Below are 12,112 nucleotides of genomic sequence, written 5' to 3' on the forward strand. Positions count from 1 at the left end.
TCATATTGGTGCTATTTGGTATTTTATTCATCATTATAATTCTTGTTATAGCGCCTAATTTTATTATCACTACATATTTACCACTACCCAAAAAAATAGGAAATTATGCTTATGTTGGAGATTGAAAACTTAGAAGTGAGTGTAGAAGAGTATTTGGATGGATTGGCAGTAGGTATTGATATTTTGGAATTGAAGCGGTTAGAAGCAAAAGGAATTCCCACGAACCTGGCTCTGGAAGTTATGGCGATTGTACCAAAGGTAATCAATGGTACGGCTACTCCTGAAGAAATTGTTAGAGGACTAATGATTCTAACACCATCGCTTAGGCAACAAGTTGAATAGGGGAATACCCAAAAAATCATGCGTTTTGATAATCTGGAGCATCTTGAAATCAGACGCAGCATTGGCTATGGGAGACTTGTTGATCGCAAAGCACAAGTGCGTTTTTCACCCGAAAGCTTTATGTCTAATATTTTGGGACATTTTCTGAGGTCGAACTCAGGCTTAAAAAATAAAAAAGGTAGGATTTCCTACCTTTTACCCAAAAAAAGCATTTTGTAACCAAATACCAAATTAAATATCACACAAGCTTTTGACGAATCTATTGCAAAACTATGACGAGTGTATGACACTTAATTTGTAATTGACTTCGCTATTCCTCCCAGTTGCAACCCAGGCGGATAGTTACCTTCTTCTTTGATTCGCTTAATTTCAGCATCCGTTATTCGCAAATTTAACTTTTGTGCCAACGATCGCACAATATCTCCCCGATCAATTACACCAGCTAGAGCGCCAGCGGGAGAAAGCACGGTAATTCGAGGTAACTGCTCATTTTCCAGCTTGTTAATTACCTCAGCTATCGATGTTGATTCCGTAACGGTAGGTATTTCTGTCAGGGGATGCACAATGCTGTGTAAAGTTTGAGTTTCCCATTCACTTCTTTGGGTTAAACGGAAATCGTCAATGGAAACTAAACCCCGATAACGTCCATCAGAAGCAGCAAAATAAACCTGTGAGGGAGCGGTTTCCAAAAGGTATAAATCGGCAAAGGAGCGCAATGTCTGGTCAGCATCAATTACCCGAAAGTCACGGGTCATGGCATCAGCCGCCACTACCTTGAGTAGGCTTTCTTGCAATGTAGTCATGCTGTCATAGCTGTTGGCGTTGCGGACAGCAAACCAACCTAACAGCGCAATCCACAAACCAACTACTAACTCTCTGGTCAAGAAATCTACAACAAATCCTAAGGCGATCGCACTATAACCCAAAATTTGCCCAGCCTTTGCAGCCCAGTGTACGGCTTGAAAACGATTACCTGTTATTTGCCATAGTGCTGCTTTTAACACTTGCCCTCCATCTAGAGGTAAGCCGGGAATCATGTTAAATAGAGCTACCACCAAGTTAATTCTCGCCAAATCTCCAACCATAACACTGAGTGGACTAGTATCAGGTATCACATTAGTTACTAGACGGAGCAGGAAAAATAGGATGATACTCACCAATGGCCCAGCGATCGCTACTTGAAACGCTCTGAAAGGAGTTTTAGATTCTTCTTCAATAGCAGCAATCCCCCCAAATAGAAATAGGGTAATTGAATTAACTTTTATGCCTTGCGATCGGGCTACCAAGCTGTGACCCAATTCATGTAACAACACAGAACCAAATAACAACAGTGCCATAACTATTCCAGCACTCCAAGCTATAACAGTCCCCCATTCCTGGTAAGCTACCCCAAAGTTGAGAGTTGCCAACCCTAAAATCACAAACCACAACGGGTCTAAAAATAGGGGAATTCCAAATAAAGACCCAATTTTCCAATTTGTTTGCATTACATTGTCCTAAAACTAGATATCGTCAGTAGTTTTTATACCGAGATACTACACATAGTCCTATACACATTTATTTTGAGCATCAATTCGGTAGTCCCGAGTAACGAAATGCTCTTATTTCTAGAATAGACAATTAATGCTTGTGAGCAAAACTCTGGAAAGGGGCATTGGGCACTTGTACTGAGCAGTTCGACCCTTCTCTACGACAGGCTGCGCTAACGACAAGCTCAGGGCAACACAGGCTCACTGTGAGCCGTTGCTGTTGGCGCAGCTTAAGAAGAGAAGTATTGGGCATGGGGCATAAGTTATTTCTTCCCTACTCCCTCTGCCCAAAATCGTTTTTAGGAGTTTTGTATTGATCGTGGCGTTACTTGTAACGTCGCTGTCATCACAAAACTACAAACGACCAATGTTAGTTAGTCCTAAAACGATACCAATGCCGATAACATGACCAAAAGCCATCGCTGCAACGAATGTTGGAATACTGATCGGCAGGATAGGGAATTTAGGGCCAACTAAGGGTTTTTCAATCTTAGTACTCAGCAAAAGCACTACTAAGCTGCTGATACTAATGATGATCCCTACTGTAGGATTCCACGCAGGTGTTGCGGGAACAGATGCAGCTGCTGCTAGTAAAATAGATGAAATCAAGCTTTTATCTCCTAAATGGAAAAGTTAATGTAGACCTACAAGATTATAAAATTACCAAGGCCCAAAAGTTTTTTAGATAGTTTAGACTTTTCAAATGATTATTTTAAATTTGTCAGATTTCCATGCGAGTTAAGATTTGCGGTATCACTCAACCACAGCAGTCTATAGCGATCGCCTCTCTGGGCGCAACGGCACTAGGATTTATGTGTGTACCCACCTCACCTCGCTACGTGACTAAATCCCAAATTCGGGCAGCGGTGGCACAACTCCCGGCAAATATTGACACAATTGGTGTTTTCGCCAACGCTAGTATCCCCGAAATCAGCCGGATAGTTGTTGATTCTGGGTTGACTGGCGTCCAGTTGCACGGTGATGAATCACCAAGTTTTTGCGACCAATTACGTCAAGCTTTACCTAATGTCGAAATTATTAGAGCATTCAGAATTCGTAGTCTTGAGCATCTTGACACAGCGGCTGATTACATAAAATATGTAGATACTTTCCTACTTGATGCCTACCATCCGCAACAACTGGGTGGTACAGGCAAAACCTTAGATTGGACGATGCTAGAACAATTTAGCCCTAGTTGCCCTTGGTTTTTGGCTGGAGGACTAACAGCAGATAATATTGTGGAGGCACTGAGTCAGGTTAATCCTAACGGCATAGATTTATCTAGTGGTGTAGAACACGCACCTGGAGATAAGGATTTAGATAAAGTAGCCAAGTTATTTGAGAAATTAGGCACAAGAGAGTGGGGAGTGGGGAAGATCAGGAAGCAGGGGATTAACTAATAGCACCTAAAAAGTAATATTCTGTGATAAAAAAACATCAATAGCAGTTTTTTAACATGAGAATATGAGCGACATACTGAATTAATTGAAAGGAATCCACAAGAAACACAGATACTAATTCTAACGCTTGTCCTTAATTATACTTCTGCCAGAGTTACAAAAGCTGTTTACGGACGCTATCGCTTCCGTTATAGATTATTGTCTGGTTCTTTTCGCCCGGAAGACCAGATTTGTGTATTGCAAAGTTATATCCGCCACCGGGATAGTCTCATCAAAAGTGCTTGTATTCACATTCAACGGATGCACTCATGTTTTAACCCAGATGAACGTGCAACTGCATAAAGTAGTCAGCGATATCACTGGTATTACTGGCATGGCAATTATTCGAGCAATCACCGCTGGAGAAACAGACCCACAAATTTTGGCAGCTAAAAAGCATTACCGCGCTAAACGCTCGGAAGCAGAAATTGCCGCCGCGTTGAATGGAGATTATCGCAGTGAGCATATCTTTGTACTCCAACAAGAACTACATCTGTACGATGTTTATCAAACTCAGATAGCAGCTTGCGATCGCCAAATACAGGAGTGCTTGGCTCAATTTAGCAACAAAGTTAATTTGAATGAATCTCCGCTTCCACAACCAAAGCACCCCCGCCATAAACCCCAAGGCAATCAACCTGCTTTTGATTTACGTACCCATCTTTACCGAATTAGTGGTGTGGACTTCAGGGCCATTGATGGTCTTGGTATCCTAACAGTGCAAACCATTATTTCGGAGGTCGGTTTAGATCCTACCCGATTCCCAACTGTTAAACACTTTACTTCCTGGCTTGGTCTTTGCCCTTGCAATCGCATCACTGGTGGTAAAATTAAAAGTTCTAAAACTCGCCTTGTTGTCAACCCGGCTACCAATGCTTTCCGAATGGCAACAAACAGCAGGCAAGAGCAATTCTGCCGAGTCGTGCTTTTTACCGTCGTTTACGGTCTCGCCTGGGTACACCCAAAGCGATCACTGCTACTGCTCATAAGTTAGCACGAATTTTCTACCGACTTTGGATATCTGGAGGGTGACTATCAAGATCCTGGCATGGATTATTATGAACAACGTTACCAAGAACGAGTCGTCAATAACCTCCAGAAAAAAGCTCTAGCTTTAGGTTTTGAGCTTGTTCCCCAGCCTGAAGCAAATACGGTTTCTTAGAAGAGGAGTAAAATCGATAATTACAGAGATAAAACTGGGAAGACTGAACAGTTAAGTTGACAATACCGTTAAAGCTACGTGCCTATGCTTTCCATCCGTTTGAGCTTCTTGATGAGATGAGATTTAAACGCTTGAAACTGCCCAATCTTCTCATCCATTTCTGCAATCTTATTGCGAATGCTCCGCAGCTTATCTTCAGTTGAAGAGGTGTCCCACTCATCAAGAGCTTTCCTTATTTCACTGAGCGTAAATCCAAGGGCTTTTCCATGCTGGACGAACTCTAAACGTGAGACTGCTTCATCACTGTAATTCCGATAGTTATTCTCTGAACGCTTGCTGCTTGAGTCTAAAAGTCCAGCCTTCTCGTAAAAACGGATCGTGTCTTTCGAGAGTCCTACTTTCTGGGAGAGTTCGCTAATCAACATAGATAGCTGAGGAGATTGAAGATTTCTGCTTGACATTGGAGTATGCTCCATCCTTTAAGTTTGACATAGGTTTTCAATTTACAGGCTGAACATGATGCAAACTCCAATTAAAGCTAGTAAAACGGTGATCATTACAGGGGGTAATAGTGGTCTGGGATACTATTGTGCCCAAGCGATCGCACAATCTAAACAAGACTGGCAGATTATCATCGCCAGTCGAAATCTGCCCAAAGTTGAAGAAGCGGTTCAACAATTGACTGCTGAAACGAATTATTCTTTTATTGAAGGGATGACCCTTGATTTAGCATCTCTGGCATCCGTGCGTCAGTTCGTGCAAGATTTCCAGACTAGAGAACATCCCCCTTTACATGCGATCGTGTGTAATGCAGGAGTTCAAATCGTTTCAGGCACACGCTACACAGAAAATGGATTCGAGATGACCTTTGGGGTAAACCATCTAGGACACTTTCTACTTGTCAATTTGCTGCTGCCACAGTTAAGTGATCGCTCTCGCATTGTATTTGTCAGTAGTGATACCCACAATCTAGAAGCAAATACTGGAATGCCTCACCCAAACTATCAGGATGCAAACGCCCTAGCATTTCCGACGGGTGATGATAGTCAGATGGACATTGGAACAGTTGGGCGGGTGCGCTATACGACTTCCAAACTCTGCAACCTGCTCTGTACTTATGAGCTTTCGCGCCGTTTGCAAAAGCAGCAGTCGAAGATGACAGTGAATGCGTTTAATCCGGGCTTGATGCTCGATACAAAGTTGAGTCGAGACTATAGCGAATCAGAACGCTCCGCGCTCAGGGCAACTCTGTCAGCATCGACTCTAGGGCAATCGAGAGACTCTCAAGTGATGGGCAGTGCGCTGGCTCGGCTCATTCTGGATCCTGCACTAAATCAGGTGACAGGTCGATATTTTGATGGACTGAAGGAAATTCGATCGTCTGATGAATCCTACGATGAGCATAAAGCACTCGAACTGTGGGAAACGAGTGTAGGACTTACGCATTGAAAGCTACACAAAAGGTACGTCAACAAAAAAAGAAAGGCAATGTACGATTGCAGTTGTGGGTGGCGATTACTCAAACAATTGTGGTTTATCATATCCGTAGTTGCAGAAAAGAAGAACTCCTACACCTGATTGGCGATGCCTTTTTAGGATGGTTAGTTACTGACGGTTATGGAGCATATTATGTTAGCGCAGCGTAAAGCTTTCTCTTCTCCTTCAAAGACGCTGTTCGCCTTCGAGAGGTAAGTCTGGCAGAGACCTCATTATTAATTAGGAATTATTCTGACATCCGATTCAAAGGTTCAAATTTCAGAACCTGTTTTTGACCGAGGGAACTAATTGCTAAGACTAAAATATTTACAGTGATTGCTAAAATGGCATAACTCGGTAGGGCGAAGATAGTTACTTTCATAATATATGGTAATTCCCCTGCTTTCACATTCCAGCGGTTTGCTAGAGAGCCGATCAGCCAGCCATGAATAACTGCTGTTTGCACTGCTAGAGCGCAAACTCCTGCTAACCAAACAGACATTCTTTTCCAAGAGAATGTACAATGCCTAATCTGATATAGCAAATCATTTAGCAAAAAAACAGCAGCAGGTATTAACATCACAGAACTAGTTTGCTGTGAATAGTTGATGGCAATACTCAAGCAAGAAACTAGTACCATTTCTGGTAAGTATATTTCTTTTGACCAAGCTGTAAGAGATTGTTGTAGATACCAATACCAACCTACTAAACCAACAAGTATCAGAACAATTAAGTCTGACAATAGCTTGGCAAAGAATGGATTATTGGGGAATAATCTTGGCCCCACAACTCCCAAATCGATGCGAGTGATCGAAATATAGGGGCTAACGGCTGGATCATTGAGCCAGAGTGAAAATCCCTGAGCGGCATCCGACAGGAATTGTGTCAAAGAATTGTCCGTCAAGGCTAGACCTAAAAATACTAGAGAAGTTACTGTGACAACAGATACAAAAACTAGAGAAAACCGTCTTTTAAGTAGAAAATACAGAATGAATAATGCAGCTAATGTTGGTTTACAAACGGCAATACCCAAGCAAATTCCGGCTGGGATATCCTGATGTTTTCTAGCCAAGATAAACATCCATAAAATCAGAACTGCAACGAAAATGGCAAGATTACCAACCTGAAGATCGCGAACTAAGCCATAAATCAAGGCAGCTGAGATGGTGCAAATAGTTCTCAAAGCTCGTGACTTCGACTCTAGCAGGATATTCGCTCCCCACAAAGCCAAACCGATTGCTAATATATGCATTGCAATCCAGATTGTAAATGCAGTATTGATCGAAAAATAACCGAGAAACCAGATGAGAGGAATAATATTAGGTGGATAGACAAAGGGTGGAATAAATCCACACACTTTAGTTATGGTACAGAAACTTTGGTTAAAAATCTCGACATTAAAGGGACTCAAATGCTGATGAGCCAATTTACTCGCCACATAATACCACTTAAAATCCCATAAGGGTGGATCTGGTTGATTTAGTAAATAAACTAGCCAACCTGTATAACAGAGGAATCTTGTAACGACTAATACAACACCTGCTTGGATGAGAAAGCTAACAATTGGTTGACGAAAAAATTGCATCAACCCTTGGATTACAGGGGATTTTAAGAATAAAGAATTTTTCCAGGCTACCTTCTCATCATCTAATCGCCAATTATTTTTGAGAACTAAAGCAACTACAATTACTATAAGTAGGTTCCAAAAGCCAAAGCTTATCATCAGAATGATCTCAAGAATTATTTCTGTATATTCTACATAATATCGCTGAAGTTCTTAGTAATAAAGGATACTTTAATATTTTCTTAATCAATTTCCAAAATTTTGAGAATAACTCTTTTCCCGCGACAAGAAGCTGTTTAAAAAGTCGTAGAGTATACCAAAAACCCCACTTCCCTTCCTCTCTTTGTTGGCATCAGCCTGCCGTTAGGCAAGCAAAGAGAGGCTTTGAAACCCCCATTATCTTGTAGGGAAGGCTTGCTCAGAGGGTTAGGCTTATCAGGTTTTGGTCTTAATTATTACAAAAAGCTTGGCTCAATAACTCGCGGTGCATTAATGCCCTATCTATTAATGATTGTATTTGCTCAGATGATCGCGGTGAACCGTTAGCGTAATGCTCCATCCAAGTCAGACTAATCAAATTTGGATCATCAGGTAAACTCGCTAAATCCCACCCAGGCATTTCCAAGTCTTCCATGAGGCGATTTACCTTGGGGTCATAACTGAGAGCAAAACAGCGACAACCCTCAGCAGCAGCCATAATCAAGCTGTGCAGACGCATTCCAATTGCCATCTCCACACCGCGAAACACACCTTTCAAAAGTTGCGGATCTTCCAGACACAAAATCTTGCTGACATCTTGAAGTTGGGGTTGAATAGCTTCGGCAATACTTAAATCTTCACTTTTTTGAAACGGCAGTAGTAAAATAAAAGCCTGCGTAGCTTTTTGAAAATCCACCAAAGCACGAGTTAAGTTTGTCAGACGTGTTTGAGTCAGTTGGGGATGCGATCGCAATGTTATAGCAACTCTCGGCGCAGGTAAATCCCAAAGTCCTGGTACTGGTTTAGATTCCAGCGCCCAAACCGGGTCAGGAGCTATAATACAAGGAATTTGCCAATCAGATAATAAAGCAGCACTGGCGCGATCGCGGACACTGATTTTGGTACAATTACTAAAGGTTTGCCTTGCCAACCAGCGAGTTTGCGGACGCACCAATGGGCCAATCCCCTGCGCCCAAGCAATGGTTTTCAAACCCATTTTCTGCGCCAATGCCATCAATCCCCCATAATAAAATGGGCTGATAGTACTGGTAACATCTTGAATGAGACTCCCGCCGCCCCAAATCAAGGCATCACAAGAGCGTAAAGCTTGTAGTACAGGTAAGGGAGCCATGCGATCAAAAGTTTCTACATTGTAGCGATCGCGCGTTTCCTCTGGATTACCAGAAAGTACCACAGGCGTCACATCAGGTGATAGCATTTGCAAAAGCGTTGCCAACAAAGCTTCGTCACCACCATTACCTTTACCGTAATATCCAGACAATAACGCTCGCATCTTGACCATTTTGGATTTTAAATTTGGGATTTTAGATTATCAGCTTTTTTAAAAAATTAACCAGATGTTCACCATCCTGCCAACAACAGATGAATTTTCTTATGGGAAGATGATCTTATAGAAAGACAAGAGAACTAAATTACTCTTATCTTTTTGACTTTTGACTTTTGACTTTTGACTTTTTATGCACGTCCTTTCGATTCCCACCTGGATTATTCATGTTTCTAGCGTTGTTGAGTGGATTGTCGCCATTTGGTTAATCTGGACTTACGGCGAACTTACTGGTAATCGCAATTGGTGGGGATTATCCCTTGCCATGTTACCAGCTTTAGTCAGCGCCATGTGTGCTTGTACCTGGCATTATTTCGACAACGCCGAATCTCTGGAATGGCTGGTAACGCTTCAAGCTACCATGACCTTAGTTGGTAATTTTACGCTTTGGGCAGCAGCGTTTTTAATTTGGCGTTCTACCAAATCTCCTGACACTGTTGAACCAAAACCTATCAAATCAGAGCAATGATTTCTAAAGAAACCCTATTTGCGCTTTCACTGTTTCCCTACTTGGGTTTCTTGTGGTTTCTCAGCCGCAGTCCGCAAATGCCGCGTTTAGCGCTGTATGGATTTTACGGTACTCTCGTGTTTGTTGGCATCACCATCCCGGCGGGGATTTATGCTGTATTGCATTATGGCAAATCTTTAGCAAATGTAGATTGGTTGCACGGCGGTGCAGAAGTATTTTTGACGCTTTCTAACATCTTGCTTGTACTGGGTTTTGGGCAAGCTGTAAGGCAATTAAAAATGAAAAATGAAAAATAGTAAATTCAGCTACAGCTAGCGTTTTGATTGCATTGAGTTATGAGGAACAAGTAAATGGATGTAATTCCAGCGATTGATTTATTAGAAGGTCGGTGTGTGCGACTGTATCAGGGAGACTACGATCGCTCGCAAGTTTTTAGCGAAAATCCTGCTGATGTTGCCAAACAGTGGGTAGATCAAGGTGCTACCAGATTGCATATAGTTGATTTAGATGGTGCCAAAGCAGGTAAAGTAGTAAACCTGGGGGCAATTGAAGCGATCGCTCATGCAGTGTCAGTGCCGATTGAAATTGGTGGAGGATTGCGCGATCGCACCAGCGTGCAACAATTATTCAATCTAGGCGTACAGTGGGCAATTCTCGGCACTATCGCTGTAGAACAACCCCAGCTAGTGCAAGAACTGTGTGAAGAATTTCCTGAACAGATTATTATCGGGATTGATGCCCGTGATGGCAGAGTCGCAACTCGCGGTTGGTTAGAAACCTCGGAAGTTTTAGCAACCCAATTAGCTGTACAAATGCAAGAATTGGGTGCAGCCGCCATAATTTATACAGACATTCACCGGGACGGTACACTCACAGGCCCGAATTTGTCAGCTTTGCGAGAACTTGCAGCGGCAATTTCCATCCCGATAATTGCCTCTGGTGGGGTGAGTTCTGTTACCGATTTGTTGAGTTTGTTGGCGTTAGAACCTCAAGGCGTGACTGGCGTAATTGTCGGACGTGCTTTGTATACTGGGGATATTTTACTCAAAGAAGCATTACGAGCGATCGGGCCTGGGCGGATTCAGGATATTCCGCCGAATCTAGGTTTTTCTACTTTTGCTTGACATTTTCTGTTATTACTCAACATCTTTCTTGCCATGATCCGGATCATGGTCAAGCGATTGGCATAAAATTTGACCACTCAAAACTTTTCAAACACCCTCTTAACTCGACTTTATCCAAAATTAAGAACTAGGTTTTCTTGATCTGGCAAAACCTTGGCTTTTTAGCAAATACTTTTTCCAAGTCACTGATTATCATAGGACTTACGCACCAGTTACAGAATAACGTAGACGCATTCGCGGAGCGTCTGTCTGCGACACGCTGCGCGAACGTAGAGAAGCGGCTTGCCGCAGGCTACTGCAGAGGCGCAGAGAAGCCAGTGCGTTGGGCGGGTTCCCCGACTTAAAGCAACTGGCGCGACACGGAGAAATCAGAGTTTCAGAGATATTTTGCGTAAGTCCTAATCAGTGAAATTGAAAAAGTAAAACGACAGTCCCACAAAAGTTTCAGCGTTACTTGAGGGTTGCAAAAAAATGGATAAGGTCGAGCTTAAAAGTTGATAAAATGCTTGAAAATATCTTTGCTTCCCAATGATGAACTCCCATGCAGTCTTGCTATATTTTGATGACGGGAAGGGCAGAGCAGAATTGCCGCGTCTCATTTTTATCTATGGCGATATCCCATTTGAAGACAGAACGATATCCCTTCACGAATACAAGCAGATGCGTTCTAGTGGAAAACTCTTCTTCGATCAGCTCCCTACTCTCGAATTGGGTGATACTACGATAGCTCAGTCATGTGCGATCGCTCGTTACGCAGCGCGAGAAGCAGGAATATACCCTTTGGACAGGTTACAGGCAGCCAGTTCAGACATGGTGGTCGATGCTTGGAGAGATTTGCTGGATCTTCTGTACGGGTGCTATGTTGACCGGATTGTGGAGAATGGTCAGCTAATAATGAAAATGAGGCAGGCATCGCTGAGGGTGGAACGGCTGGATGAGTACTTCACAGTAACTGTGCCTATGCACTTGGACAGGTTTGAGCAGATGATTACAGACAATCAAGGCTCTGCATTCCTTGTCGGGTCATCACTGACGTGGGCTGATCTGGCGGTGTTTGACATTTTGTACACGTTGGATCAAGCCGCAAACCTTTGGAGAACTCCATCTACATTCTTTTACATACCGGAGCCTTATGGGCCTTATCAGCCTCCAAAAAAACTGCTGGAACTATATCCAAAGCTTGAGGCGTTAAAAAAGACCATAAGTAAAACACCAAAAATTGCAGCTTGGCTTCAGGCTCATCCATATTAAAAAATGTCTCTTAACGGAGGACAACCATCTCTATCATCATTGGGCAGCAATGCGATTTTGTCAGGTCGGGCAAAAACCGAGCGATACCTACAGCGGGCTACGCCTACGCTAAAAAATATATTTACAGCAATTTGATATCAAAACTGCCACAAAAGTCATAAACTTAAAAGATGTAAAAAAGAAGATTATTAAGAAATGGCAGCATATTCAATC

At 42.6% G+C, this 12,112-nt stretch carries 14 protein-coding genes; 9 read left to right on the forward strand and 5 right to left on the reverse strand.

The features are described 5' to 3' along the window. The first annotated feature begins 111 nt into the window (after positions 1–111). Positions 112–342: a hypothetical protein gene (locus V7K48_RS33005; protein WP_335079278.1), complete on the forward strand. Its 231-nt coding sequence runs from the start codon at positions 112–114 to the stop codon at positions 340–342. 290 nt (positions 343–632) lie between these two features. Here the strand turns inward: V7K48_RS33005 and V7K48_RS33010 are convergent, their stop codons facing one another. Together V7K48_RS33010 and psaK are read right to left on the reverse strand one after the other, a co-directional pair. Continuing rightward, positions 633–1,829, reverse strand: a complete 1,197-nt coding sequence (locus tag V7K48_RS33010; protein WP_335079280.1) for a site-2 protease family protein — start codon at positions 1,827–1,829, stop codon at positions 633–635. Between the two features lie 396 nt (positions 1,830–2,225). After that, a complete protein-coding gene (gene psaK, locus V7K48_RS33015; RefSeq protein ID WP_335079282.1) occupies positions 2,226–2,480 on the reverse strand; it encodes a photosystem I reaction center subunit PsaK in 255 nt (84 codons plus the stop codon). Positions 2,481–2,602: 122 nt separating this feature from the next. Between psaK and V7K48_RS33020 the strand changes: the two genes are divergently transcribed. Next, positions 2,603–3,271, forward strand: coding sequence for a phosphoribosylanthranilate isomerase (locus tag V7K48_RS33020; protein ID WP_335079284.1), 669 nt, complete (start codon positions 2,603–2,605; stop codon positions 3,269–3,271). A gap of 322 nt (positions 3,272–3,593) precedes the next feature. Further along, entirely contained in the window at positions 3,594–4,304 is a 711-nt protein-coding gene (locus V7K48_RS33025) for a transposase (RefSeq protein WP_335079286.1), read from the forward strand. A 242-nt stretch (positions 4,305–4,546) separates the two neighbouring features. Here V7K48_RS33025 and V7K48_RS33030 read toward each other — a convergent pair whose 3' ends face one another. After that, positions 4,547–4,897 (reverse strand): MerR family transcriptional regulator, encoded by a 351-nt coding sequence (locus V7K48_RS33030; protein WP_335079288.1) that lies wholly within the window; start codon positions 4,895–4,897, stop codon positions 4,547–4,549. Between the two features lie 91 nt (positions 4,898–4,988). Between V7K48_RS33030 and V7K48_RS33035 the strand changes: the two genes are divergently transcribed. Together V7K48_RS33035 and V7K48_RS33040 are read left to right on the forward strand one after the other, a co-directional pair. Next, positions 4,989–5,921, forward strand: coding sequence for an SDR family NAD(P)-dependent oxidoreductase (locus tag V7K48_RS33035; RefSeq protein ID WP_335079290.1), 933 nt, complete (start codon positions 4,989–4,991; stop codon positions 5,919–5,921). Next, entirely contained in the window at positions 5,918–6,118 is a 201-nt protein-coding gene (locus V7K48_RS33040) for an IS66 family transposase (protein ID WP_335079292.1), read from the forward strand. Before V7K48_RS33035 ends, V7K48_RS33040 begins: the two co-directional genes overlap by 4 nt. A 77-nt stretch (positions 6,119–6,195) precedes the next feature. Here V7K48_RS33040 and V7K48_RS33045 read toward each other — a convergent pair whose 3' ends face one another. Beyond that, positions 6,196–7,671, reverse strand: coding sequence for a glycosyltransferase family 87 protein (locus V7K48_RS33045; protein WP_335079294.1), 1,476 nt, complete (start codon positions 7,669–7,671; stop codon positions 6,196–6,198). Between the two features lie 289 nt (positions 7,672–7,960). Then, a complete protein-coding gene (csaB, locus tag V7K48_RS33050) occupies positions 7,961–9,004 on the reverse strand; it encodes a polysaccharide pyruvyl transferase CsaB (protein ID WP_335079296.1) in 1,044 nt (347 codons plus the stop codon). 184 nt (positions 9,005–9,188) lie between these two features. On the opposite strand from csaB, the gene V7K48_RS33055 reads away from it, so the two are divergent. The 4 genes from V7K48_RS33055 (at position 9,189) to V7K48_RS33070 (ending at position 11,899) form a co-directional block, all read left to right on the forward strand. Further along, positions 9,189–9,524: a DUF2499 domain-containing protein gene (locus V7K48_RS33055; RefSeq protein WP_335079298.1), complete on the forward strand. Its 336-nt coding sequence runs from the start codon at positions 9,189–9,191 to the stop codon at positions 9,522–9,524. Then, complete coding sequence (locus tag V7K48_RS33060; RefSeq protein ID WP_335079300.1) at positions 9,521–9,820, forward strand: DUF3593 domain-containing protein; 300 nt, start codon at positions 9,521–9,523, stop codon at positions 9,818–9,820. Before V7K48_RS33055 ends, V7K48_RS33060 begins: the two co-directional genes overlap by 4 nt. Before the next feature lie 54 nt (positions 9,821–9,874). Beyond that, the gene (gene hisA / locus V7K48_RS33065; RefSeq protein ID WP_335079303.1) at positions 9,875–10,648 is read left to right on the forward strand and encodes a 1-(5-phosphoribosyl)-5-[(5-phosphoribosylamino)methylideneamino]imidazole-4-carboxamide isomerase; all 774 of its coding nucleotides are present in this window, start codon (positions 9,875–9,877) and stop codon (positions 10,646–10,648) included. Positions 10,649–11,308: 660 nt separating this feature from the next. Beyond that, positions 11,309–11,899: a glutathione S-transferase gene (locus V7K48_RS33070; RefSeq protein ID WP_335079305.1), complete on the forward strand. Its 591-nt coding sequence runs from the start codon at positions 11,309–11,311 to the stop codon at positions 11,897–11,899. Positions 11,900–12,112 lie beyond the last annotated feature (213 nt).

The organism is Nostoc sp. (genome assembly GCF_036919615.1).
In the GTDB taxonomy this organism is placed as follows: domain Bacteria; phylum Cyanobacteriota; class Cyanobacteriia; order Cyanobacteriales; family Nostocaceae; genus Nostoc.

What these genes read in the sequence shown, in the direction of transcription:
- V7K48_RS33010 (WP_335079280.1), bottom strand. Translation starts at nt 1,829, where the DNA reads ATGCAAACAAATTGGAAAATTGGGTCTTTATTTGGAATTCCCCTATTT.
- V7K48_RS33025 (WP_335079286.1), top strand. Translation starts at nt 3,594, where the DNA reads ATGAACGTGCAACTGCATAAAGTAGTCAGCGATATCACTGGTATTACT.
- V7K48_RS33005 (WP_335079278.1), top strand. Translation starts at nt 112, where the DNA reads ATGTTGGAGATTGAAAACTTAGAAGTGAGTGTAGAAGAGTATTTGGAT.
- V7K48_RS33045 (WP_335079294.1), bottom strand. Translation starts at nt 7,671, where the DNA reads ATGATAAGCTTTGGCTTTTGGAACCTACTTATAGTAATTGTAGTTGCT.
- V7K48_RS33055 (WP_335079298.1), top strand. Translation starts at nt 9,189, where the DNA reads ATGCACGTCCTTTCGATTCCCACCTGGATTATTCATGTTTCTAGCGTT.
- csaB (WP_335079296.1), bottom strand. Translation starts at nt 9,004, where the DNA reads ATGCGAGCGTTATTGTCTGGATATTACGGTAAAGGTAATGGTGGTGAC.
- V7K48_RS33070 (WP_335079305.1), top strand. Translation starts at nt 11,309, where the DNA reads ATGCGTTCTAGTGGAAAACTCTTCTTCGATCAGCTCCCTACTCTCGAA.
- V7K48_RS33030 (WP_335079288.1), bottom strand. Translation starts at nt 4,897, where the DNA reads ATGTTGATTAGCGAACTCTCCCAGAAAGTAGGACTCTCGAAAGACACG.
- V7K48_RS33020 (WP_335079284.1), top strand. Translation starts at nt 2,603, where the DNA reads ATGCGAGTTAAGATTTGCGGTATCACTCAACCACAGCAGTCTATAGCG.
- V7K48_RS33035 (WP_335079290.1), top strand. Translation starts at nt 4,989, where the DNA reads ATGATGCAAACTCCAATTAAAGCTAGTAAAACGGTGATCATTACAGGG.
- hisA (WP_335079303.1), top strand. Translation starts at nt 9,875, where the DNA reads ATGGATGTAATTCCAGCGATTGATTTATTAGAAGGTCGGTGTGTGCGA.
- V7K48_RS33060 (WP_335079300.1), top strand. Translation starts at nt 9,521, where the DNA reads ATGATTTCTAAAGAAACCCTATTTGCGCTTTCACTGTTTCCCTACTTG.